24 protein-coding genes and 1 tRNA gene are annotated in these 22,166 nt (G+C 62.8%); 16 read left to right on the forward strand and 9 right to left on the reverse strand.

The window, feature by feature from the left end; genetic code table 11:
* Window positions 1-2: 2 nt before the first annotated feature.
* On the forward strand, window positions 3-1,211 hold the full coding sequence (locus J2R99_RS08510; protein ID WP_307153993.1) for an NnrS family protein: 1,209 nt from the start codon (window positions 3-5) through the stop codon (window positions 1,209-1,211).
* 229 nt (window positions 1,212-1,440) lie between these two features.
* Complete coding sequence (locus J2R99_RS08515; protein ID WP_307153994.1) at window positions 1,441-2,349, forward strand: MBL fold metallo-hydrolase; 909 nt, start codon at window positions 1,441-1,443, stop codon at window positions 2,347-2,349.
* 94 nt (window positions 2,350-2,443) lie between these two features.
* Here J2R99_RS08515 and J2R99_RS08520 read toward each other — a convergent pair whose 3' ends face one another.
* The 4 genes from J2R99_RS08520 to J2R99_RS08535 form a co-directional block, all read right to left on the reverse strand.
* Window positions 2,444-3,559, reverse strand: coding sequence for a histone deacetylase-like amidohydrolase (locus J2R99_RS08520; RefSeq protein ID WP_307153995.1), 1,116 nt, complete (start codon window positions 3,557-3,559; stop codon window positions 2,444-2,446).
* Between the two features lie 78 nt (window positions 3,560-3,637).
* Window positions 3,638-4,051, reverse strand: coding sequence for an alternative ribosome rescue aminoacyl-tRNA hydrolase ArfB (gene arfB, locus J2R99_RS08525; RefSeq protein WP_307153996.1), 414 nt, complete (start codon window positions 4,049-4,051; stop codon window positions 3,638-3,640).
* An 87-nt stretch (window positions 4,052-4,138) separates the two neighbouring features.
* On the reverse strand, window positions 4,139-4,489 hold the full coding sequence (locus J2R99_RS08530; RefSeq protein WP_307153997.1) for a carboxymuconolactone decarboxylase family protein: 351 nt from the start codon (window positions 4,487-4,489) through the stop codon (window positions 4,139-4,141).
* Between the two features lie 90 nt (window positions 4,490-4,579).
* Window positions 4,580-5,200, reverse strand: a complete 621-nt coding sequence (locus tag J2R99_RS08535) for a class I SAM-dependent DNA methyltransferase (protein WP_307153998.1) — start codon at window positions 5,198-5,200, stop codon at window positions 4,580-4,582.
* A 354-nt stretch (window positions 5,201-5,554) separates the two neighbouring features.
* Here J2R99_RS08535 and J2R99_RS08540 point away from each other — a divergent pair.
* Both J2R99_RS08540 and J2R99_RS08545 read left to right on the forward strand, forming a co-directional pair.
* A tRNA-Arg gene (locus J2R99_RS08540) sits at window positions 5,555-5,631 on the forward strand.
* Between the two features lie 54 nt (window positions 5,632-5,685).
* Window positions 5,686-6,078, forward strand: a complete 393-nt coding sequence (locus tag J2R99_RS08545) for a hypothetical protein (RefSeq protein WP_307153999.1) — start codon at window positions 5,686-5,688, stop codon at window positions 6,076-6,078.
* A 388-nt stretch (window positions 6,079-6,466) separates the two neighbouring features.
* Here J2R99_RS08545 and J2R99_RS08550 read toward each other — a convergent pair whose 3' ends face one another.
* On the reverse strand, window positions 6,467-6,955 hold the full coding sequence (locus J2R99_RS08550) for a MarR family winged helix-turn-helix transcriptional regulator (RefSeq protein WP_307154000.1): 489 nt from the start codon (window positions 6,953-6,955) through the stop codon (window positions 6,467-6,469).
* A 132-nt stretch (window positions 6,956-7,087) separates the two neighbouring features.
* Here J2R99_RS08550 and J2R99_RS08555 point away from each other — a divergent pair, with 132 nt between their 5' ends.
* From J2R99_RS08555 to J2R99_RS08580, 6 genes are all read left to right on the forward strand, one after another.
* Window positions 7,088-7,585 (forward strand): DUF4405 domain-containing protein, encoded by a 498-nt coding sequence (locus tag J2R99_RS08555; RefSeq protein WP_307154001.1) that lies wholly within the window; start codon window positions 7,088-7,090, stop codon window positions 7,583-7,585.
* 385 nt (window positions 7,586-7,970) lie between these two features.
* Entirely contained in the window at window positions 7,971-8,207 is a 237-nt protein-coding gene (locus J2R99_RS08560; protein WP_307154192.1) for a hypothetical protein, read from the forward strand.
* The gene (locus J2R99_RS08565) at window positions 8,204-8,539 is read left to right on the forward strand and encodes a hypothetical protein (protein ID WP_307154002.1); all 336 of its coding nucleotides are present in this window, start codon (window positions 8,204-8,206) and stop codon (window positions 8,537-8,539) included. The genes J2R99_RS08560 and J2R99_RS08565 overlap by 4 nt, the downstream gene beginning before the upstream one ends.
* A 255-nt stretch (window positions 8,540-8,794) precedes the next feature.
* The gene (locus J2R99_RS08570; protein WP_307154003.1) at window positions 8,795-9,781 is read left to right on the forward strand and encodes a quinone oxidoreductase family protein; all 987 of its coding nucleotides are present in this window, start codon (window positions 8,795-8,797) and stop codon (window positions 9,779-9,781) included.
* A gap of 68 nt (window positions 9,782-9,849) precedes the next feature.
* Window positions 9,850-10,908: an efflux RND transporter periplasmic adaptor subunit gene (locus J2R99_RS08575; protein WP_307154004.1), complete on the forward strand. Its 1,059-nt coding sequence runs from the start codon at window positions 9,850-9,852 to the stop codon at window positions 10,906-10,908.
* Window positions 10,905-14,000 (forward strand): efflux RND transporter permease subunit, encoded by a 3,096-nt coding sequence (locus tag J2R99_RS08580; protein WP_307154005.1) that lies wholly within the window; start codon window positions 10,905-10,907, stop codon window positions 13,998-14,000. Before J2R99_RS08575 ends, J2R99_RS08580 begins: the two co-directional genes overlap by 4 nt.
* A 719-nt stretch (window positions 14,001-14,719) precedes the next feature.
* Here J2R99_RS08580 and arsH read toward each other — a convergent pair.
* The 3 genes from arsH to J2R99_RS08595 form a co-directional block, all read right to left on the reverse strand.
* Window positions 14,720-15,436, reverse strand: a complete 717-nt coding sequence (gene arsH, locus J2R99_RS08585; protein WP_307154007.1) for an arsenical resistance protein ArsH — start codon at window positions 15,434-15,436, stop codon at window positions 14,720-14,722.
* A gap of 113 nt (window positions 15,437-15,549) precedes the next feature.
* Window positions 15,550-15,912 carry an ArsR/SmtB family transcription factor gene (locus J2R99_RS08590; protein ID WP_307154008.1) on the reverse strand — a complete coding sequence of 121 codons (363 nt, stop codon included), beginning with the start codon at window positions 15,910-15,912 and terminating at the stop codon, window positions 15,550-15,552.
* Window positions 15,913-16,214: 302 nt separating this feature from the next.
* The gene (locus tag J2R99_RS08595) at window positions 16,215-16,694 is read right to left on the reverse strand and encodes a GNAT family N-acetyltransferase (RefSeq protein WP_307154009.1); all 480 of its coding nucleotides are present in this window, start codon (window positions 16,692-16,694) and stop codon (window positions 16,215-16,217) included.
* A 303-nt stretch (window positions 16,695-16,997) separates the two neighbouring features.
* Here J2R99_RS08595 and J2R99_RS08600 point away from each other — a divergent pair, with 303 nt between their 5' ends.
* Together J2R99_RS08600 and J2R99_RS08605 are read left to right on the forward strand one after the other, a co-directional pair.
* A complete protein-coding gene (locus J2R99_RS08600) occupies window positions 16,998-17,870 on the forward strand; it encodes a LysR substrate-binding domain-containing protein (RefSeq protein WP_307154010.1) in 873 nt (290 codons plus the stop codon).
* 242 nt (window positions 17,871-18,112) lie between these two features.
* Window positions 18,113-18,760, forward strand: a complete 648-nt coding sequence (locus J2R99_RS08605; RefSeq protein ID WP_307154011.1) for a LysE family translocator — start codon at window positions 18,113-18,115, stop codon at window positions 18,758-18,760.
* Between the two features lie 84 nt (window positions 18,761-18,844).
* Here J2R99_RS08605 and J2R99_RS08610 read toward each other — a convergent pair whose 3' ends face one another.
* Window positions 18,845-19,150: a cupin domain-containing protein gene (locus tag J2R99_RS08610; RefSeq protein ID WP_307154012.1), complete on the reverse strand. Its 306-nt coding sequence runs from the start codon at window positions 19,148-19,150 to the stop codon at window positions 18,845-18,847.
* Window positions 19,151-19,421: 271 nt separating this feature from the next.
* On the opposite strand from J2R99_RS08610, the gene J2R99_RS08615 reads away from it, so the two are divergent.
* From J2R99_RS08615 to J2R99_RS08630, 4 genes are all read left to right on the forward strand, one after another.
* Window positions 19,422-20,666 (forward strand): MFS transporter, encoded by a 1,245-nt coding sequence (locus tag J2R99_RS08615; protein WP_307154013.1) that lies wholly within the window; start codon window positions 19,422-19,424, stop codon window positions 20,664-20,666.
* Window positions 20,656-21,258, forward strand: a complete 603-nt coding sequence (locus J2R99_RS08620) for a LysE family translocator (protein ID WP_307154014.1) — start codon at window positions 20,656-20,658, stop codon at window positions 21,256-21,258. Before J2R99_RS08615 ends, J2R99_RS08620 begins: the two co-directional genes overlap by 11 nt.
* A gap of 144 nt (window positions 21,259-21,402) precedes the next feature.
* The gene (locus J2R99_RS08625; RefSeq protein WP_307154015.1) at window positions 21,403-21,585 is read left to right on the forward strand and encodes a hypothetical protein; all 183 of its coding nucleotides are present in this window, start codon (window positions 21,403-21,405) and stop codon (window positions 21,583-21,585) included.
* Window positions 21,586-21,743: 158 nt separating this feature from the next.
* On the forward strand, window positions 21,744-22,151 hold the full coding sequence (locus J2R99_RS08630; protein ID WP_307154016.1) for an XRE family transcriptional regulator: 408 nt from the start codon (window positions 21,744-21,746) through the stop codon (window positions 22,149-22,151).
* The last annotated feature ends 15 nt before the right edge of the window (window positions 22,152-22,166 follow it).

The raw sequence follows: 22,166 nt of genomic DNA on the forward strand, positions 1-22,166 counted from the left end.
CGATGCCTGCGCTTCTTGCTCCGGCCGTGGCCGATTTTCGTCGCCGGAGCGACTGGTTCTTCGCCTCGCCCTTCCGCCCGTTCTTCATCGGCGCCTCGCTTTTTGCCGCGTCGGCCGTGCCCGTCTGGCTGTGGCTTTATCTCGTGCACCCCGCCGAGGTCGCCGGCATGCCGGCGCTCGAATGGCATGCGCATGAAATGGTCTTCGGCTATCTGCCGGCGGTGATGGCGGGTTATCTTTTGTCGCTCGCGGCCAAGGGAGCGAGAAAAGGCGCTCTGTCGGGGCGGTCGCTCGCGCTTGTTTTCTTTCTCTGGATCGCCGGTCGGCTTCTGCCGCTATTCGTGCCGTTTGTCTTCGGGGCGGTGATCGACCTCCTCTTTCCTCTTGCGGTTGCGGGCGTGCTTCTGGGCCTTTCGCGCGGTCCGGGTGCGAAACAGTCGAAGCACGGGCTCGTCCTCTTCCCCCTTCTTGCGGCGGCCTCGCTGGCGCATCGCGTCTTCGCTTTCGGTGATGGGGCCCTCGATTACGAGGTGGCAGCGCTTCTCTCCCGGCTCGGCATTGCGGTCGGCGCCCTTCTCATCGGTGCGGTCGGCGGTCGGCTCGTGCCCGAGCTCACGCGTCTCGCCCTTGGCGAGGAGGCCGGCGAGCGCGTGCCGGAGCCTTATCGCCGCTTCGATCTGATCGCGCTCTTGTCGCTCTCCGCCGGTCTTGTCGCCTGGGTGCTCATGCCGTCGCATCCGCTCACTTTCGTGCTGGCGGGGATGGCGGCCCTCATCAACCTTGCGCGTCTCGGGCGCTGGCGAGGCTTCCTCCTCAACGATCTGCCGACACTTGCACTCCACGCCGGCTATCTTTGGCTGATTGCCGGACTTTTCTTCGCCGCGCTCGCCGCGTCGCCGGCCTCCTTCGTGCCCGCCGATGCGGCACTGCATGCGCTCTCAGCTGGAGCGATCGGCACGATGACGCTTGCCGTCATGGCGCGTCTTACGGTTTCGCGCGAACAAGGTGGTCTGGCCGGGAAGGTGGTGCGCCTCGCCATCGTTCTCGTCCACGCCGGTGCAATTCTGCGGGTCGTTGCACCTTTTGTCCTCGATCTTTATCGGCCGCTTTTGGTGAGCGGCGGGACATTGTGGTCGGCGGCTTTCCTTGTCTTCTTCGCAGTCCAGATCGCACCGCTCTTTGGCGGGCGCATCGGCGTTCGCGGCGCCTGAAAGGCCGCCGGCCTCACGCCGAATTGTCCCGGTCTTGCCCGTGCCGCCCTGACAAGTGCTGTCCGCCTCCTAGTTTCGGTTGCGAGACTTGACCGTGAGGGAGGTTCGCATGCATCTCGACAGGAGATCACTTTTTCTCACCCTGGCCGCCGGGACAGCCGGCGCCGCCGCCCTGACGCGTGGCATTGGCAGAGCCGACGCGCAAGGCGCACCTGAAGGAAATCAAGAGATGGCCGGAATGTCGGCGGCACCGGACGAGCAGCTTCCGAGTGCCTACCGCTACCAGCTCGGCGACTTTATCGTCACGCAGCTTTCCGACGGCATGGCCGAGCGCCCGCTTCAGGACGGTTTCGTCGTCAATGCCGAGCTTGAAGACGTGAAGGCGGCGCTGCGCGAAGCGTTTCTGCCGGAGGACAAGCTCTTCATCCCGTTCACGCCGCTCACATTGCGCACGGGCGATGATCTCATCCTCTTCGATACGGGCTTCGGTGAGAAAGGTCCGCCCACGGCCGGCCAGCTGAAACGCGGCATGGCGGCGGCGGGGATGGCGCCGGAAGACGTCACAAAGGTCGTGATCAGCCATTTCCACGGCGATCACATCATGGGGCTCACCACCAAGGACGGCGCGCCGGTCTATCCGAACGCCGAGGTCTTCGTGCCAGAGCCGGAATATGCGTATTGGATGAGCGACGACAACAAGGCGAATGCGCCGGAAGGACGGCGCGGGAATTTCGATCTCGCGCAACAGATCTTCGGTACGCTCGATGATCGCCTGACGCAGTTTTCCTGGGATGAAGAATTCTTGCCCGGCATCACCGCGATCGACGCGCATGGCCATACGCCGGGACACACCGTCTTTGCGATCACCTCGGGTGATGAGAAGATGATGTTCCTGTCCGACACGACCAACCATCCGGCGCTTTTCGTTACCCATCCGGACTGGTCGGCCGTCTTCGATCAGGACGCCGATGCGGCACGCGAGACGCGCCACCGCATCTTCGACATGGTGGCGGAGGAGCGCATGCGCATCGCCTCCTATCACTTCCCGTTCCCGGCGACCGGCCATATCGGCAAGGATGGCGACGGCTATCGCTATGTGCCGGCGCAATGGATGCCGGTCCTGAAAGGTGTGGGCTGAGGCCTGACCTGGTGAGGCCTGACCTGGAGCCGCGAAAGACCACGAAATCTCCCGCCTTGTGCGGGAGATTTCGTCGAGAGCGGACGGGTGGCTGCTAAAACCCGAGAAAGCCTGCCATCTCGTTGATCAAAACGCGCTGGAAGGCCTGGGCGCGCGGCGAGGGCTGCTGACCTGAAATGCGCGTTTCCAGCGGATCGGGTGCATGGGTCTGCGAGCGCGACAGCGTCTCGATGACCTGATGCCCGCAGAAGGGCACATGCAGCTCCGAATAGCCGCCTTCATGGACGACGACGAGGCGGTTGCCGCAGAGTTCGAGTGCCCGCTCCATCAGAATTCGTGTCATCTGGCGGAAGGTCGAGGCCGAGGTCAGCATGCGCCCGAGCGGGTCGACGCCGGAGGAATCAAAGCCGCAGGCGACGATGATCGCGTCCGGCCGAAACCGGTTGAGGGCCGGGCTGACGATCTTCTCGAAGGCGTACAGATAGGCGTCATGGCCGCCGCCCGGCAGGAGCGGGACGTTGATGTTGCAGCCTTCGCCGGCACCTTCGCCGCGGGCCTCGATCCGGCCCGAGTCGGGCGGGTAATTGTTTTCCTGGTGGAGCGAAATCGTCAGCACGTCGCTGCGCTTGTAAAAGATCGCTTCTGTGCCGTTGCCGTGATGCACGTCCCAATCGACGACGGCGATGCGCTCCGCCCGCCGCTCGGCAAAAGCCGTTTCGATGGCGATGGCAATATTGGCGAGAAGGCAGAAGCCCATCGGCCGGTCGGGCAGGCAATGATGGCCGGGCGGACGCGACAGCGCATAGGCATTGACCATCTCCCCGCCGAGGACGGCGCGAAGCGCCTCCGCCGCAAGGCCCGCCGACAGGGCCGCGATCTCATAGCCGCCGGGGCCGAAGGGCGTGCGCTGACCCAGCTCGCCACCGCCCGCATCGGAGAGTTTTTTGAACTCGCGCAGATAGTGCTCGGGATGGACGTGGCGCAGCATCTCGTCCGTCGCCGGCGCGGCCGAGCGTGTCTCGAGCTCGGCGATGAGGCCGGTGCGCTCCAAAAGGTTTTTGAGCCGCCGCTTGCTTTCAGGGCTTTCCGGCAGCCCGTTCATCGGCTGGACCAGTCCGCCGGCCGGCACCATGAAGGCATAATTGCCGCCACCGTGCCAAAAACAGGCCTCATCGCTGAAGAAGCCGGTATGTTTCAGTCCATCGCTCATTTGATATGGCTAGACTGCTCGTTCTTGTCTCACAAGCAAAGAGAAGGCGAGTTGGGCATTTCGCTGAAGCTCACCTTTTTACCATTCGCCGCGTCTTTCTTTCTTCAGCGTTCCGCGAGCCTTCTTCGCCTTCAGGCGGCGCTCTTTGGAGCCGCGCGTCGGGCGTGTCGGGCGACGCTTCTTGGGCGCCGTCAGAGCCTGGCGGATGAGCATGACGAGGCGCTTTTCGGCATCCTCGCGGTTCTGTTCCTGGCTGCGGAAGCGTTCGGCGCGGATGACGAGGACGCCGTCTTTGTTCAAGCGACGGCCGGCGAGGCCGGTGACGCGCTGCTTCACGTCCGGCGGCAGGCTTTGCGAGGCGGCAAGCGCAAAGCGCAGCTCCACCGCGCTTGCCACCTTGTTGACGTTCTGCCCGCCGGGGCCGGAGGCCTGGACGAAGCGCTCTTCGATTTCGTCATCGGCAAGCGCGATGTTGGTCGAGATGCGGATCATGCTCAAAGACAGTGGGCGATTTTGGTGTTCTCGGGCGTCAAACGGGTTTCGTCACACCTTCCGTGCCACCGTTCAAGAATGCGGTGGTCAAGCGTGGTCTTTCAGGAAGGCGTCAAAAGCCCGGAGGGCCGCACCTCCATAGACCACCGAGGGGCCGCCGCCCATATGGATGGCGGTGCCAATCGCTTCGGCCACTTCCGCACGCGTGGCGCCGCAATCGGCTACGGCTTTGGCGTGGTAGGCGATGCAGCCATCGCAGCGTACGGAAACGGCGATCGCCAGCGAAATCAGCTCCTTGGTCTTCGGCGACAGGGCGGTCTCCTGGGAGGCGGCTTCGCCGAGCGCACCAAAGGCCTGCATCAGATCGGGAATCGCGCCTTGCAGGAGCTCGATGCCGTCGGTGACCTCCTGCAGGGTTTCCGGGAAGTTCTCGCTCATGGACCTGCTCCTTTTTGCTCGGGCCAAGGCGATGCTATCGCGGCTTCAAAGGGATGAGCGTGACACCTATTGCCGCGCTGCGTGGCTGCCTCACACGGCAGAAAGCAGGCACAGCCGGCAGCGATAGCCTTCGCGTTCGTGATAGGGCGCGTCGATGAGGTCGTTGATACGCAGATGCCCCTCTTCTTCGAAGCGGGTGAGGGCATCGGGATAGGCCTGCGCCTCCCAGACATTTTCGTGCACCGTGATGACGAGCGGCGCGTCCTTCTTCACCACGCGGGCGAGATCGGCGATCGCTTCGGGGCCGACATGGCCGGAGGTGAAGACGCCGACGCTGATTGCGGCGTCATAGCTGTCATCGGCGATTTTCAGCGCCTCTGTCAGATCCGCAACGTCGAGATTGCGGTAGACGTTCTTCTCCGCCGCGACTTCCAGCATGCCCGGAGACAGATCGATGCCGTCGACGGCGCCCAGCCCATGGCGGGAGAGTTCTTCGCCGACGAGGCCCGTGCCGCAGCCGGCATCGAGAACGCGGGCCGTGTCGTCGACGAGATCGGCAAGGGCTGCAGCTGCAAGCTTCGGCGCGACGTAGCCCATGCCGCGCAATGTGTCGGTGTCGTAGTCCTTGGCCCATGCGGCGTAGACATTGCGGGTTTCGTCGCGGTCCCCGGCGAGCGCATAGACGCGTTTCAGGATCGGATTGTCGCTCATGGCTTTGTGCCTCCCTGCTTCGCTTGAGCAAGAACTAGGCAGATGTGGGCGCGATGGCAAATCGGGGGCCGGAGAGTGTGGGGGCACGCGGTAGCCTGCGATCGAGAGGTGTCTTTGAGGTGGCTGGCTGGGTCGTCGGCGGTGGCCCAGCTCGGGCAGCGTCTTGGCCGGCGAGGCTCGCTGAAGGGGCAATACCAGCTTCAAAGGGCGGGCATACGGTCCGGCCCGCCTTTGATGTGGCCTGGTCTGCGGGGGGCGGTGGGTGCGTCTCGCGCCCACGCTTCTCAGAAACGCGCAGCAGGCGTCGACACGCCGTTGCAGGCCCGCCTTTGATCGGTTACATGGGCGTGAGCTGCACCCGTAGCTCAGCTGGATAGAGCGCTGCCCTCCGAAGGCAGAGGTCACAGGTTCGAATCCTGTCGGGTGCGCCATTTCCGTTCAAAATCGCGAACACTGGTCCGGAGTTTTTTGCTGCCGGACATAGCTTGGTGGATAGCGGTCTTGCTCGCGATGATTTTGATCTGCTTGTCTCCCACTTCAATTTGATCGACCGCGGTCCTGATGTAGGCCTTTCGGAGCAAAGCGCCCGCAGCACGCCCGCGCTCACGATGCTGCCGGCGCGCGCCCGCAGCCCTTCGCCCGCCATCAGCATGGCGATCTGCTCCCAGCTTGTGCCTTCAGCGCGAAGCCCGGTGAAAAATTCAAGATTTTCGCCAATCACGCGCTGCAGCGGCTGGTACTTGGATGCCGATAAGCCGTCCCTTCGGAAAGAATCAGCTGAGCAACGATGGCAAAGGATCATTGCCATGAAGCGGCTGGGCCTCAGCCTCAAGCGGATCGTCGAGCTCTTCAATGGGCAGACGGCACAGTCGACTTGACGACCACGCCATCGATCGAGGCGGCTAACAGTTCTGCTGAGGCCCACCTGTCGTGATCGATGCCATCCTCAGACTGGCATAGCTTCAGGATCACCCGGGCAGACATTCCATGACGACGGATTTGCTGTCCGGGCCGGATCAATCGGTTCCGAACCAGAAGTAATGTGCCGCTGAACTCGGTTCGTGATTGTATTCGCTGATCGGGGGCGGGTTCTGGGAACCTGCGGGAAGCGGACGGTTGGGCTGTCGAGGACGGTCTCCGTGCTCAAGCGGTGATCCGGCCGGATAGCTTGGAGCGTATGCCGGTGACGAGCGCAGCGGTGATCACCGCTCCGGCTTGAAGAGGACATAAAGCAGCTCATCCGACTGCGCGGAAGGATGGCAGCTCTTATCCTTCGTTGGGTGTGCCATCCTTCACGGCATCGGCGAATTTTCGCATGAGACGGGTCAACTCGTCGATCTCGTGCGGGTCCCAGGTCTCGAAGACCGCACGTCCGATCTTCTCGCGCGCTTCGTCGACACGATCCGTCATCTCTCTGCCTTTCTCGGTGATGATGGCTTCGTGCACACGCTGATCGGCCGCGCTCTTGCTGCGCTCCACCAGGCCGAGGCGTTCAAGCTTGACCACCTGCCGACTGACAGTCGTGTAGTCGCGGCCCACTCGGTCGGCGATCTCGACCACACCGATAGGTCCGAACCGCTCGATGCCGACGAGCAGCGGGAACAGAGCGCGATCGAGCGCGATCCCCGCCTGCTGGATCAAAGCCTCGTCGCGCTGCGGCCGATTCATCATGGTGACGATATCGATCAGAGCGCTATGGAGTGCGCGCAGCTGGCTCGATATATGTGCGTTTTGCATATTATCCCTTGACGTCATGCCGACCCTCCAATTATATGCGAAATACACATATGGAGGCTCGATTGCCAGTGATATTCTCGGTGGATGTGTTGATTTGCGGGCCGCAGGCCTCGCTTTGGCGATCGGGCCCCGGCGCGCGAGGCGGCCACCATGGCTAAGTCCGTGAGACTGAGGACCTGGGCGACGCCGCTGACCATCGGCTCCTTTCTGCTGATGGCCGCCACCGGCGTCCTGATGTTCTTCGAATTTGACCGCGGGCTGACGGTCGTCGTCCATCAGTGGTTCTCGTGGTTCTTCGTCATCGGGGCCGGCGGTCATATCGTCGCCAACCAGCGCCCGTTCTTGAACCATCTCAAATCCCGTTGGGGTGAGGTCAGCGTCGCGGTATTTGCCGCCGTCCTGGTGGCATCATTGTTCTCCTGGGGGATGATCACCGGACCCCAGCTGGAACGACCGATCGAACGCGCACTGGTCGATGCCTCCTTGTCGTCGCTCGCGGCCGTCACGGGCACGGAGACGCCATCCCTGCTCGATAAGCTGGCAACGCACGGCATCGCAGCCGAGGCGGAGCAGTCCATTCACGATCTCGCAACGCAGTCGGGCGTCGATGAAAACCGATTGCTCGGTCTCATCTTCCTGCCCGATTGAGGATCTCGCATGGCTGGTGATCCCGCCCGCGGGCGCCAAGCGGTGCAACGTGCTGACGAGCATTCCTGAACCCAAGCGCAGAATGGAGCCCTTAGGGTGGTCCTTGATCCTGCCGGTCTTCATCGTCGTCAGCCACGGTGCGGCAAGCAGCGGCGCGATATCGCCGATACTTCCCTTTTCCTAAGGGATTTCGGCGCCACGCCGGTGGTTCTCGGCCTCGGCCTCGGCGCCAAAGCGCTCAGCCAATTCGCGGCAGCCCCATTCCTGGGGCGGCTGTCGGACATCTTCGGATGCAAACCGGTTCTGCTGGCAAGTCAAGCCGGTGCGTTGACCAGCCTCGTGCTGCTGGGGCTAGGCGGAATGGTGGGGCCAGACCCTATCCGGCGTGCTGTCCGAGATCTCGCTGACCGCGCCAGTCTGGGTCGCGTTCGCCATGACGACGATCAGCCTGGTGGGGACGACGGTCTGGTTGAAAGCGAACCGCACGGCAGGAGGTGCGGCCGACTGCGAAAATGACGGGGAAGCAGAGGAGCGGGTCATGGTGTCGTTCCGCTCGCTGCTGAGGTCCTCGGTGGTGCGCGTCCTCCTGGTCTTCTGTGTCCTGCGGCCGGTTACATCGTGACCGGCATGGCCGGCCACATCGCGACGCTTGCCCTGGGGGTCGTCTTCATCAGCACGGGCGTCGCATTGGCTCGCCCCACCTTCATGGCGGCGCTCTCCTTCTACGTTTCCGCACAGCGTCAAGGCGTCGTCATGGGGGCGGCTCAATCGCTGGTGGCCTTTACAGACATCGTCACGCCCGTGTTCGCCGGCGCGATCGTCGGGCAAACCCACTACGGGCTCTGGATCGGTCTCGTGGTGGCGGTCGCCGTGATGGGCGCCGTCATCGCGGTCCGCCGTCTTCCCGCCTCGGACCCGGAAACGAGATCGGCAACGGCAGACGTGGCCATCTAGACGTTTCGCCCTGAGCGGTCGCGAGCTCTTTCGGACCGGATCATGCGGCCAAACGAGAGGTTCGAGTGAAATGACCGTCCGATCGAATCGCATGCCTCCGGCCGTGTCGCCCGGATGACGTTCCCCTCCCAAGATCGATTCAAGAGCCGTCTCCTCGCCTTCTGAGACGATAAATATGTGCTGAATGCATATTTTTGTTGACGTCGACGGCGCCTAGATATATGCAAAATACATATATTAATCGGGAGCACTTCCATGAAGGCTGCGATCGTTCAAGACCCTCATCATCCCCCCTTCTTCGGCGAAATCGATGCCCCCCAGCCTTCGGCGGGCGACATCCGCATCTCGGTGTCGGCGGCCGCGCTCAGTCATCTCGTCAGGAGCCGTGCGTCGGGCCGCCACTACAGCACGTCCGGCCGGGTGGCGTCCGTCGCCGGGGTCGACGGCGTCGGCCGGCGCGACGACGGGAGCCGCGTCTATTTCGTCTTGCCTAAAGCTCCCAATGGAAGCATGGCGGAAAAGGCCGTCGTGGCACCGGCCCAGTGCATCGTACTGCCGGACGAGCTCGATGACGTCACAGCAGCGGCCATCGCCAATCCCGGCATGTCGTCCTGGGCAGCCCTGACCGAACGTGCCCGGCTCAAATCGGGAGAGACGGTTCTCGTCAACGGAGCGACGGGCGTGTCCGGCCGGCTCGCTGTGCAGGTCGCCAAGTATCTCGGCGCTGGCAAGATCATCGCGACCGGCCGCAACGCCCGTGCATTGCAGGAGGTTTCCGCCCTTGGCGCCGACGTCACTATTCCGCTGGTGGACGACGGTGACGCCCTGGAAAGGAGCTTTAAGCCCGTGTTCGCCGAAGGGGTGGACGTCGTTCTCGACTATCTCTGGGGACAGAGCGCGGAACGGCTGCTGATCGCCGCCGCACGAGCGGGGGCCGACGCTGTCCCGATCCGATATGTGGAAATCGGCGGCGCGAGCGGGCAGGAGATCACTCTGCCAGGAGCCGTTCTGCGCTCGTCAGCGATCGAACTGATGGGAAGCGGCATCGGCAGTATTCCACTGACGCGTCTGATCAAAGCCATCGAGGGTGTGCTGTACGCGGCCGTGCCCGGCGGCTTCAAGATCGCCACCCGGCCGGTTCCCCTATCGGACGTCGAACAGGCCTGGCTGGATCCGACCCCCGGCGGCCGGATCGTCTTCATCACCCATCCGGAGGCGTCCCAGGAGCGGTCGACGAATTAAGGACGAACTCCGTGGACGCTCCTGTCTCGCGCCGTCTCAGGTCAAGCGCTCGCTTGCTTGGCGGTGCTTTGCTCTTCGCTTCCATCCTGATGCCCCTCGGACACGCCGACGACAGCCAACGTCCGGTCAAGCCTGTCTTGGCGGTGAAGGTGGTGAAACCGCAGCGAGAACACTGGACCCGGACTGTGACGGCGCTGGGCTGGATCGTCCCCTGGGACGAGGCATCGGTGTCGACGGAAATCGGTGGGCTCAGAATCGAGGAAATCCTGGTCGACATCGGCGATCGCGTCACGAAGGGCCAAGTGCTCGCTCGCCTCTCGAAGGATGCGATCGAAAGCGAGCTGCGCCATCAGGAGGCTGCCGTCGGTGGCGCGGAAGCGGCGCTCGAACAGGCCTCGGCCAATGCCGACCGGGCGCGCCAACTGGCGGATGCCAGCCGTGGAACGCTTTCGCAGAAGGATATCCAGACGGCGCTCATCGCCGAAAAGGCAGCCTTGGCAAATCTCGCGGCAGAACGCGCCAACCTCGATTCCGAACGTTTGAAATTGGCCCGAACACAGGTCCGTGCCATCGACGACGGCGTGATTTCGGAAAAGTTTGCGGCGCTTGGTGCCGTCCCCGACGCCGGCGCCGAGCTGTTCAGGCTGATCCGCAAAAACCGCATCGAATGGCAGGCCGAGGTCTCCGGCAACGATCTCGAATCGATGGCAGTCGGGCAGAACGCAATCGTCGCCAACGGGCGCAGGATCGTCGGCGGAACGGTCCGGATCGTCCCGCCCGCAGTCGATCGCGCCACTGGCCGTGCGACGCTTCAGGTCGATCTGCCGAAGGACAGCGGCTTGACACCCGGCACCTACGCCGAAGGAACGATCGAGGTCGGCCAATCCGCGGTGCTGACGGTTCCGGTGCACGCGGTGACGACGCGCAACGGTTCGAGCCACCTCTATCGCCTTCGTCGGGATGATGTGGTCGAGGAACTGAAGATTGACGCTGGGGAGCGGCGCAACGACCGTATCGAGATCGTGTCGCCGCTCGATACGAACATCGAGGTGGTCGAGAGCGGCGGCAGCTTTCTGTTCGACGGAGCTCGTGTCGTCGTCGTCCCTGCGGAGACGGCAGAGAAATGAACGTCTCTGCCTGGGCCGTCAAAAATCCGGTTCCCGTCATCCTTCTGTTTGTGCTCCTGGTGATCGGAGGATCGTTCGGGTTTTCCCGGCTCGGCATCCAGAGCTTTCCTGACCTCGACCTGCCGCTGATCCAGATCACGGCCCGTCTCGAAGGCTCGGCGCCTGCGCAACTGGAGACCGAGGTGGCGCGCAAGATCGAGGACAGCATCGCCACTCTCGACAAGATCAATCACATCAGGACGACCATCGTCGATGGTGCCGTCTCCATGACGGCCGAATTCACGATCGACAAGAACCCGCAGCAGGCGCTTGACGACGTCCGCAGCGCCGTCGACGGCATCCGTGCGGACCTGCCGGCGGATATGAGGGATCCCGATGTCCGCAAGCTGTCGATCCAGAGCACGGCGCTGCTGACCTATGCCGTGTCGTCGCGGACGCTCGATGAGGCCGCACTCTCCTGGTTCGTCGACAACGACATGGCCAAAGCATTGCGCTCCGTGCCGGGAGTGGGCGACGTCGTTCGTGTCGGTGGGATCGACCGCGAAATCGTGGTGAGCGTCGATCGTCGTCGGCTTTCTGCGCTTGGACTGGCGATCACCGATATTGCCGATCGCTTACGCTCGGTTCAAATCGACCAGTCGGGCGGCCGCGTCGAAACCGTCTCCTCGCGTCAGTCGATCCGCGTACTCGGCAAGGCACCGACCGTGAGCCGGCTGAACTCGCTTTCGATTCCGCGCGCCGGCGGCACGCCCGTGCGGCTCGGTGATATCGCCGAGATCGAAGACTCCCACGCCGACCGTACTTCGCTCGCCTATCTCAGTGGAAAACCGGTGGTCGGTGTTCAGATCAAGCGCACCAACGGTTTCTCCGACGTGGCCGTTGCCGAGGGTATCCGCGCCGCCGTGGCGGATCTGGCCGCCACGCGGCCGACTGTCGAGATTGTCGAGGCCACCAACACCGTCGCGGCGACCCAGGCAGACTACGACGCCTCGATGCGCATGCTTTACGAGGGCATCGTCATCGCCGTCCTGGTCGTCTGGATATTCCTCAGGAGTTGGCGGGCCACCTTCATCTCGGCGGCGGCTCTGCCGCTGGCGATGATCCCGACCTTCATCGTCATGGCTTGGTTTGGCTTCACGCTGAATGAGGTCTCGCTGCTCGCATTGTCTCTCGTGATCGGCATTCTCGTCGACGACGCCATTGTCGAGGTCGAAAACATCGAGCGGCATCTCTCGTTCTGTGGCGCAGCGAAGGCCGCGACCATCGAGGCAACCCAAGAGATCGGCACTGCAGTCATCGCCACCACGATGACGCTGGTTGCCGTCTTTCTGCCCACCGCCTTCATGGGCGACGTACCAGGTCTGGTCTTCCGCCAGTTCGGGATTACTGCGGCCGCCGCCGTCTTGGCGTCTTTGCTGGTGGCGCGCTTGCTCACGCCGATGATGGCCGTATCGCTGTTGCGGCCCCACACGAAGGCCGCACGCAGCCACCGCGAAGGGTGGCTCATGCGCAGCTATATGAGGCTTGTCCGGTGTTGCCTCGCCCAGCGCAAGCGGGTGGTCCTGGCGACGATACTCTTCGTTGCCGCTTCCATTTCGTTGGTTCCGCTGCTGGAAACCACGTTTGTGCCCCCCGCCGATGTCGCACGGACCACGGTTGCGCTCAGCGTTCAACCGGGCAGTAGCCTGCAAGAAACCGATCGGGTCGCGCGGCAGGCAGCGTCGATCATCGCGCAAGTTCCCAGCGTTCGGTCGGTTTTCACGATCGTCGGCGCGGCGGCCCGAAGCGGCGACGGCGCGGCCCCTGTCATCGATACGAACATGACCAGCGCTTCGCTGATCGTCGATCTGACGCCTCTCGATGAGCGCAATCAGCCACAGATTGCGGTGGAGCAACGCATCCGGGAGGCACTCGCCGTCCTGCCGGGCGCACGCGTTCAGGTAGGAGTTGGCGAGGACGGAAGCAGCCTCGACATCGTGCTGGCAGGCGATGACTATGAGGCGCTTCTGAAGTCCGCCGCCGATCTCGAAGCGCAGATGCGCACATTGCCGGGCCTCGGCGCAGTCACATCGGCGGCGGCACTTGAAGCGCCTGAAGTGCGGATCGTTCCAAACGGGTCGCACGCCAGCGCGGTGGGCGTCACTCCAGCGGCGATTGCGGACGTCGTCCGTGTCGCTACCTATGGCGACTATGCCTCCTCTCGACCCAAGCTCGACCTTGGCGAGCGCCAATTGCCGATTCGCCTCAGGCTCGCAGCCGATCACGCTCCCGATGACGATCTCGATGCTCTGCGCCAGCTTCGGATCGATGGCAGCAAGGGCAGCGTAACGCTCGGTTCGGTCGCGGACGTCTTTCTTGGCACCGGGCCGACAGCCATCTCCCGGATCGACCGTCAACGAAACATCACCGTCGGGGTGGAACTCAACGGGCACAGCGCTGGCACCATCCTGGAGAAGGTTCAGACCTTGCCGGCGCTCAGGCATCTCCCGTCATCGGTCAGGACCGTCAACCAGGGCGAGGTCGAGCGCATGGGATCGATGTTCGCGGGATTCCTCGTGGCGATGATGATCGGGATGATCTGCATCTATGGTGTCTTGTCATTGCTCTTCCACGATTTTCTGCAACCGTTCACAATCCTCATGGCCGTGCCGCTTTCGCTTGGCGGGGCGCTGGCGCCGCTGATTGTCACCGGCGCCAGTTTTTCCATCGCTGGCGCCATCGGCCTGTTGATGCTCGTCGGCATCGTCACGAAGAACTCGATCCTCATCGTCGAATATGCGGCCACCGCACAACAGAAAGGTCGACAGCAAGTCGAAGCCTTGCTCGACGCCTGTCACAAGCGGGCGCGCCCCGTCATCATGACGACCATGGCGATGATCGGCGGCATGTGTCCGGTGGTTCTTGGACTGTCCGGCGGGGACCCGAGCTTCCGGCGACCGATGGGCCTCGTTTTGATCGGCGGTCTTCTCGTCTCCACCGTCCTCAGTCTCGTGGTGATCCCCGTCATCTACTCGTTCGTCGATGACTTCTCCCGCTGGATCCACATGCGCGTCACCCGTGAAGCAGCGCACTCGATTGAGGGGGGCCGTTAGGCCTTCCCCAGTTCCTAAATCGCCATGCCGTCCGTGATCCCAAGCCGGACTATGGCTCGCGATTTGCTGAGGCTCTTTATTTCCTCGCCGCGGCGGTTCAGCCCACACTCGCCAAGGTGATCCATTCTGCCCCCTGTTGCGGTGCGAAAGCCTCTGTCACATCGTGGCGACGGCACGATCGCGATCGGCCACAACACTGTCGAACGTTACTGTCGAACGTTCGATCCAGCCGCTGGCGCTGACTTGCAATAACGCGTTATCCGTAGGCTCCAACAGCGGCACCAGGATGGGCCGTCGTCGCTTCGCTCATCTGGATATGCAAGCAGAACGGCGTCGACTCGTATCGCTAGCTTAGCAACACCATCACGCGCACAATCGACGGCCACGCTGATAGCCAGATCGTCGACCTCGTGCCTCGGGCCTTCATATTGGCCGCCGAACTCGTCGACGTGGCCTGATGACGGCCCCGCGTAGCGGGTTCGTGCATGGACCAAACGGCCAGTTGATGAATAACCCTCCCCATTCATCTCGCAATTTCAATGGCATACGTGTTCGCAGCTTTATTCTGACTGGTGCACCAACTTCCGCCGGGACCTCTCCGAAGCACGCTATCGCCGCAGATCAGCGCCGATTTGCGTGCCGTGAGCACGACGCATCAAAACAACTGCCGATATCCGGCTGCGGGACGACCTTGTCGGCTCGCATCATCACGGCAATGCTCATGTCGCGGCCGTCAGGTTTACCCGCTCTGCCAAAGCTTCGGCGCTTTCCTTTCGCTCGGAATAACGATCCGTCAGGTACGGCGAGACGTCGCGTGTCAGCAGCGTGAACTTGACCAGCTCCTCCATCACATCGACGACGCGCGCATAGAAGGGTGACGGTTTCATCCGGCCGGCTTCGTCGAATTCCTGCCAAGCTTTGGCGACCGATGACTGGTTGGGGATCGTGATCATCCGCATCCAGCGGCCAAGAACGCGCATCTGGTTGAGCGCATTGAAGCTCTGCGATCCGCCCGATACCTGCATCACCGCGAGCGTGCGCCCCTGCGTCGGGCGGATCGAGCCGACCGAGAGCGGAATCCAGTCGATCTGCGCCTTCAGAACGGCACTCATCGCGCCATGCCGTTCGGGACTGGTCCAGACCTGCCCCTCGGACCAAAGCGAGAGTTCGCGCAATTCCTGCACCTTGGGATGGTTGACGTCATCCCCATCTGGCAGCGGCAGGCCGTGAGGATCGAAGACGCGTGTTTCCGCCCCGAAGTGTTTCAGCAGACGTTCCGCCTCGAACGTCAGAAAACGGCTGTAGGAGCGTTCTCTGAGCGAGCCGTAAAGCAGCAGGATCCGTGGTGGATGGGTCGAGGGTTTTGTCGCGTGCAGTCGCTCACGGCTGGGAAACTCGACGCAGCTGTCATCGAGATTGGGAAACTCATCCGGCATCCGTGTGGAGCCTCCGTCCGTTTGAATATTCTGCCGTCGTGTTCATGTCAGCCTTTCGAAGAGGATCGAGCGTTGAGAGACAGAGAAGGTCGAAGACGCGGTCAGCACGTCCATCAGACATGGGACGTCACCTTTGTGGGGTTGCTGCATGTGGAAAGCCCGGCGATGGCGGGGTCGCACACTTCCGGATGTCCCTGGCAGCAATCGCGCATGAGGAATTCGACAAGGTCGGAAAGCGTGGCCAGCGTCGCGCTGTAGACGATCGAGCGCCCCTCGCGCCGGGATGTGACGAGGCCCGCCTGTTCGAGATGGCTGAGATGGAACGACATGCGAGACGACGAGGCCCCACCCATCGCTTCGCCAATCGCTCCGGCCGCCATCCCGCCGGGACCCGCCGACACCAGCAGCCGGACGATGCGAAGCCGCGTTTCCTGGGAGAGCGCTGCAAAGGCGTTCAGGGCGTCTTCTTCGCGCATCGTTATCTCAATAACTCAACAATCATTGAGGTGATAGATAAGCGCCGTTGCGCAGAACGCCAGCCAAATCTCGTGTGTCCGTCCTCCCCGGCGCATCCCGCTCGGTATCGATTTCGATCAGGTGCCTTCCGGCGTCGAACTCGTGGAAGATATGACCGCGACCGTCGAGTTTATCCGCGACGACGTCGAGGCAAGCTCTGCTTAGCGGTCACGAATGGTTTGCGCCCCGGCGCGCCCGCCGCATGAGTTCTCGGTCCAGGGCTCGGCCCTCTCCGGACCGCCCGCCCGCAGAGCGACCCACGCTAATTGCGAGCATCCTTGTCAGGCGCCGCTCCCAATCGCTGCATGTACCATTCCGGGTGCTTCAAGGCATGGAAGCCGGCCTTTTCGTAAACCCCGTGGGCGTCTTCCGTGGCGAGCATCCAGCTCGGCACCGTTTGAAGGCGCGGATGTGCCAATGCCGTCTCTGTGATCCACAAGCCGAGGCCCCGGCCGCGATGCGCATCGTCGACAAAGACATCCCGCAGATAGGCAAAGAGGGCGTAGTCCGTGATAATCCGCGCAAATCCAACCTGCTTGTCGGACGCATCGAAAAGACCCAGCACCAGGGAGTTCTTCAGAGCTTCGATGATCAGTGCAGGATCCATCCCGCGCGACCAATAAGCTTCTGTCGTGAGAAATGTCAGGACATATTCAAGGTCAATCTTCTGCGGATCCGAACTGATGAGGTAGCCGTTGCGGTGCACTTCCAGAAATTCGGGTTCAAAAGAACGGTCGTGCACGTCAATTTCTCCATATCTCATGAATATCGGGCTCCAGCCGGCCGGAATTCATCGCCGCGCCTGCGCAAAACGCCAAAACGTAAGGCCGCGATCTCTCAGCACAATGCGCCTCGCGGTGGCAACGTGATCGAACATCGAGCCATCTCTTCACGCATTGACGGGCGTGCATGGGCGCACGGCAATCGGATGTGCACACAAGACGGCGAAGCCGCAATCGACGCACGAAGATCGTCGTTGACTCTAGGCAGGTCTTATTCTTTTGAATAACGAATATTTTCTAAGTCTGACTTTTGGAATTGAGAAGTGAACCCAGCTTTTGACATCGATGCGTTGCGTGCTGTGGTGGCTGGCATCGATCTGCGCAGTTTTGCACGGGCGGCGGTTGAACTCGGAAGATCGCAATCGGCCATCAGCATGCAGCTCAAAAAGCTTGAACAGCAGGCCGGCGTGCAATTGTTCGTGCGCAAGGGCAGGGGCCTGGTGCCGACCGAAGCCGGTGAGGCCCTGGCCGCGTATGCCCGCCGGATCGTCGCTCTCAACGATGAAGCCGCACGCGCATTGGGCGCGGCCGTGACGTCTGAGACCGTGCGTCTCGGCCTGCCGCAGGATTTCTTCGACGACGTGATGCCCGCCACGTTGTCGGCATTCGCCGGCGCCCATCCGGACGTGCATGTCGAGGTGCGTGCCGGCCCAAACCATACCTTAGGGGACGAAATTCGAGCGGGACGTCTCGATGGCGCAATCGTTTTCTTCCCGCAGGGCGCTGGCGGCGAGGGGGAGTTTCTTTGTGAGCTGCCGATGCATTGGCTTGCCCACAATGCCTTTGAGGGCCTGGCGGCGCAGGAGCGGGTGCCGCTCGTTCTTTTCGATCATCCCTGTTTGTTCCGGCAGGCAACACTTGCGACGCTCGACCAGGCGAACAGGCGCTGGCGGGTGGCGGTGACGACGCCAAGTCTGCCGGGCATATGGGGGGCGCTGCGTTCCAAGCTGGGGATCGCGGTGCGAACGGGACATGGGCTGCCCGACGACATCGTTTGTGCCGGCGATCACCTGGGGCTGCCGAGCCTGCCGGCGATCGAACTCAGGATGCTCAGATCACAAAATGCGACACCCGCGGCGCATGCCCTTTGCGAAGCGCTGCATCGAGAAACGATCGGTCGCGTCGCCCCGCGCTGAGATCCGTGGCCCTTGGGGCGTGGTCCTGGGGGGGCTGAGGAGCTCGTCTCCCCTCCGTCGGCGAACGGCGTATTTCGGCCGAGCGGGCGCAGGCGGCCTGCCGCCTCGACCTTGCCAAACGCTCGGCCGAGGATTGGCAACATACCCGTATTGCTGAACTCAGAATCCAAAAACATTCGTTTATCCGGAGGCCCGACGGTGCGTAGTCTTGATGAAGAGACATGTCTGTTGGCGCCTGCCTCATGATCGATGACGCGCTTTGGCAGTACCTTCCGAACCTGCTGGTTATCCTGTCGATATTCACGGTGGGCGTCGCCAGCCCCGGCCCCGCTACGCTGATGATCCTCGGAACCGCCATGGCAAGCGGGCGGGCTTCGGCCGTTGCGCTCTCCTGCGGTGTGGTTCTCGGATCGATGTTCTGGGCCTCGATCGCGGCGTTGGGATTTGCCGCCGCGTTCAAGGCATCGGCGACGCTCTTCATGGCATTGAAGCTCGCCGGCGGCTTTTATCTGATCTTCCTTGCCGCCAAGTCGTTGCGCTCGGCGCTGACCCAGAAGACGTGTGCCGCGCCAATGTCGGCCGGAACGCGCAGCCTGGGGCGCTGCTTTTCGCAGGGCCTGTTGCTGCATCTGACAAACCCCAAGGCGCCGCTGGTTTGGCTGGCGACCTTGTCGGTGGGCGTTGGTGAAGACGCCCCCGCCGCCTTCCTGGTGATCGCGGTCCTGCTTTGCGCCTTCGTCGCGATGGCAGTCTTCGTCGGTTACGCCTTTCTCTTCTCCACGCGCACCGCCTCGCGGATCTATGTCTCGATCCGGCGCCCCATGGATGGTCTGCTTGGCATCCTGTTCGGTGCCGCTGCGCTCAAAATCCTGACCTATCGGCTGAACTGACGGGCAAGGGCCCCGGTTGCCGCAGGCGATCTAGCTGCAGATCGCGGCGTTGCCGCCTCCCAGACATATGATCCGGGGCGTCGCCTAAGGCGTGACGACCGGGCCGGGGATCGCCTGATCGAAGGCCGTGCAGACGGCCGCGACCTCCTGCGGGTCATGCGGCACCGTCAATTCCGATAGGGCCTGAAAGAAGCTCTCGTGGCGAGCAGGCGTGGAGACGAGCGTCATCCTCGCCGGGCCTTCGCCAAGGGCGGAGAAGCCATGCGGGGCGCCTTTGGCGACATAGTCGCCACCCAGCAGGATATCCGCGTCGATACCGGAAAAGCGCGCCTTGTTGACGGGGGCGAGCGCTCCGCTGGGCGGTTGCCGGGATCCAACGTCTGAGGTCATGGGCAATCTCCTTGTTTTCCGTCTCGAGGCGCGGTCGGGTACTGACGGGGGAAGCTCAGCAAAGGTGCGAGATTTGCCTTCCATGGCGCGCGAGGCCGATTTCGAAGATCAACAAGTCTTCATGAAATCAAAATCCAGACTTCATCAATATTCGATATTAAAAAGTGTAGGGCGCTGCTAGCTTCGACGTCAATCCCAATGTGCGGGTAAGCCCGCACGCACGGTTCGGTGTGATGCGACGTGAAAGGGCTGATGCTGGATGAGGGCCGATGTGACGACAATCCGTCGTGACGATCGCGGCAGCTTGATCATCGTGGTCGCCGGCAGCGTCGTGCTCGCATTGGCCTTCGGCGTGCGTGCGGTTTTCGGCGGCATCGTCGAGCCCCTGTCGAGCGACCTGTTCGGTGGTCGAATCGAGGTCTTCTCGCTTTCGATCGCCATTCAGAACCTTGTCTGGGGCCTGGCGCAGCCGGGCTTCGGCATCATTGCCGACAAGTTCGGCGACCGGCGCGCATTGTGGCCCGGATTCCTCTGCTATGTCGCCGGCATGCTGATCTGCGTTGCCGGGACCTCGCCGCTCGCGCAGCATGTCGGCGCCGGCGTCCTTGTCGGCATGGGAATTTCAGGTACGGCGTTCGGTGTTGTCCTCGCCGTGGTCGGGCGGGCGGCGCCGGAGGAAAAACGCGCTCGTTATCTCGGCATCACCTCCGCCATGGGGTCGACGGGACAGGTCGTCCTGCCGCTTCTGGTCTCCTGGTTGATCGAATGGCTCGACTGGCGGATGACGCTCGTCGTCGTCACGTTTGCGCTCGCCCCGATGGCCCTGTGCATCCCTTTTCTCCGTGCGCAAGTCAGTCCGAGGATGGGCGGCGGGGACGACGCTTCTCTCACCCAGACAGTCAGAAAGGCATTCGGCCATTCGAGCTACACCCTGCTCAGCGCCGGGTTCTTCGTCTGCGGCTTCCATCTTGCCTTCATCACGGCGCATCTTCCGAACTACGTCCAGAATTTCTGCGTCTCGACAGCCTCTGCGGCGGAGCTACGGGCGCTGGGCCTGCAGGCGCTCGCACTCGCCGGCTTTGCCAATATCTTCGGCACTCTCTTCGCGTCGCATCTGGGAAGCCGATTTCCGAAACCCTACGTGCTTGCCGCGATTTACGCGCTGCGGGCGCTCGCGATCCTTGTCTTCATCTCCCTGCCGGTGACGCCCACTTCGGTCATGGTCTTCGCGCTCGTCATGGGCGGGCTCTGGCTGTCGACCGTTCCGCTCACGAGCGCTCTGGTTTTGACCATGTTCGGCCCGCGCGCGATGGGAACCCTGTTCGGCTTCGTGTTCCTGAGCCATCAGCTCGGCGGGTTTGCCGGGGTGTGGCTCGGTGGAGTGTTCTTCGATCGCTACGGAAGTTACGATCAGGTCTGGTATCTGGCGATCGGCCTTGGCGTCCTCTCGGCCTTCGCGCATCTTCTCGTTCAGGAGCGTGCGGCTCCCCGCATGGGCCTGGCCTATGGCGAATGAACTCCTTCTGCTCTGGCTTGCGGCGTTCCCGCTGATGGGAAGCCCGGGGCCGGCCACAATGAGCCTTGCCGGCCTTGGCATGGCCTTCGGTTTCCGCTCGAGCCTCAGCTACCTTGTCGGCATCATCGCGGGAACGACCGGCGTCCTGCTTATGATCGCGACGGGCGTGACCACGCTTATCCTGGCTCAGCCGGTGTTTCTCACGGCGCTGACGATCCTCGCCGGGATCTACATCCTCTATCTCGCCTGGAAAATTGCCACGGCGCCGGTCGGGCCGCTGGCTCCGCGCTCGGAGCAAGCGCCGGCCTTCGTGCCAGGCTTCAGTTTGGCGATTGCAAATCCGAAGGCCTTTGCCGCGATCGGGGCCGTCTATGCGGGGCACACCGTCGTCGCGGACGATCTCACGGCCGATGCCGTCTACAAGCTGGCCGCACTCGCGCTCGTCATTGTCATCGTCAACACGGCATGGCTCGCCTTTGGCGCGATCTTCTCGAGAATACTGACGAACCCGGCAATCGGACGGGCAGTGAATGTGCTTTTCGCTGTCATGCTGGTGACCTCCGTCGCTTTCGCCCTCCTTGCTGCCGAGTGATGGCTCGGCCGAGACTTCTTCAAAGTGTCGAAGACCTGCAGCAATCCGCGTATGTCGCTCGTCGGGCATGCTGAAACCGTCAGAATTTGGCGAGGCTTGCGGCTCGCCGGCTCTCGGGCTAGGCAGCCGCAAAAGGAGGCGGTCGTGTCTTTTTCTGTGTGGCATCTGATCGTGCTTGCGGTCGCGTTTTTCTCGCTGTTTGGCGCCTATCAGGCTGCGGCGGCACGAAATCCCTGGCTTTTCGTTGCATGCGTTCTCTTCTGGCCGTTCGGCTGCGTTTACGGCATCTATCGCTGTTTCAAGCCGCTCCCGGCCCCCGCGGCGTGAGCTCGGCGCCGGCGAGGCCGGATGCCTTGTGACGGCGCTCCTCGCCAGTGATCGCGGCCCGCCCGACGGCAAGCATTGGTCGCGTTGCGGCGGAGCACGAAGCCGCGCGGGATGATGTGGATTGACGCGGCGGCGACGCCGCTTGGAGAGACGCGACCATGGAGAGATATGACTGTGTCTGGGAGGCGCTCTGCGCCACCCCCGAAGAGGCACGGGAGATGCGTGCCCGCTCCAATCTGATGGTGCATCTCGATCGGTTTCTCAGCCCGCTCTCTGATGCGCGCGTGCAGCAGCTGCTCGATGTCTCAGAGGATCGCGTCCAAGCGCTGCGTTGCGGCAAGCTCCAACAGTTCTCGCTTGCGGAGCTGACAGTTCTGGCGGCGCGGACCGGCGTCTCGCTCATCGAGATCGATGGGGAGCCGGCCGCAATCCAACGCCATCCCGAAGACGGCATGTATCATGGCGTGTTCATCGCGCTCGCCGGTCGCCCCGATTTCTATGCGATTGAGCGTGACGACATTGAGCGCGGAGGCAGGCTCTCGCTCAGAGCCTATGGTGTGGCTTAAGCCGAAGCGGGGCTG

Source organism: Rhodopseudomonas julia (assembly GCF_030813515.1).
GTDB classification, from domain to species: domain Bacteria; phylum Pseudomonadota; class Alphaproteobacteria; order Rhizobiales; family Afifellaceae; genus Afifella; species Afifella julia.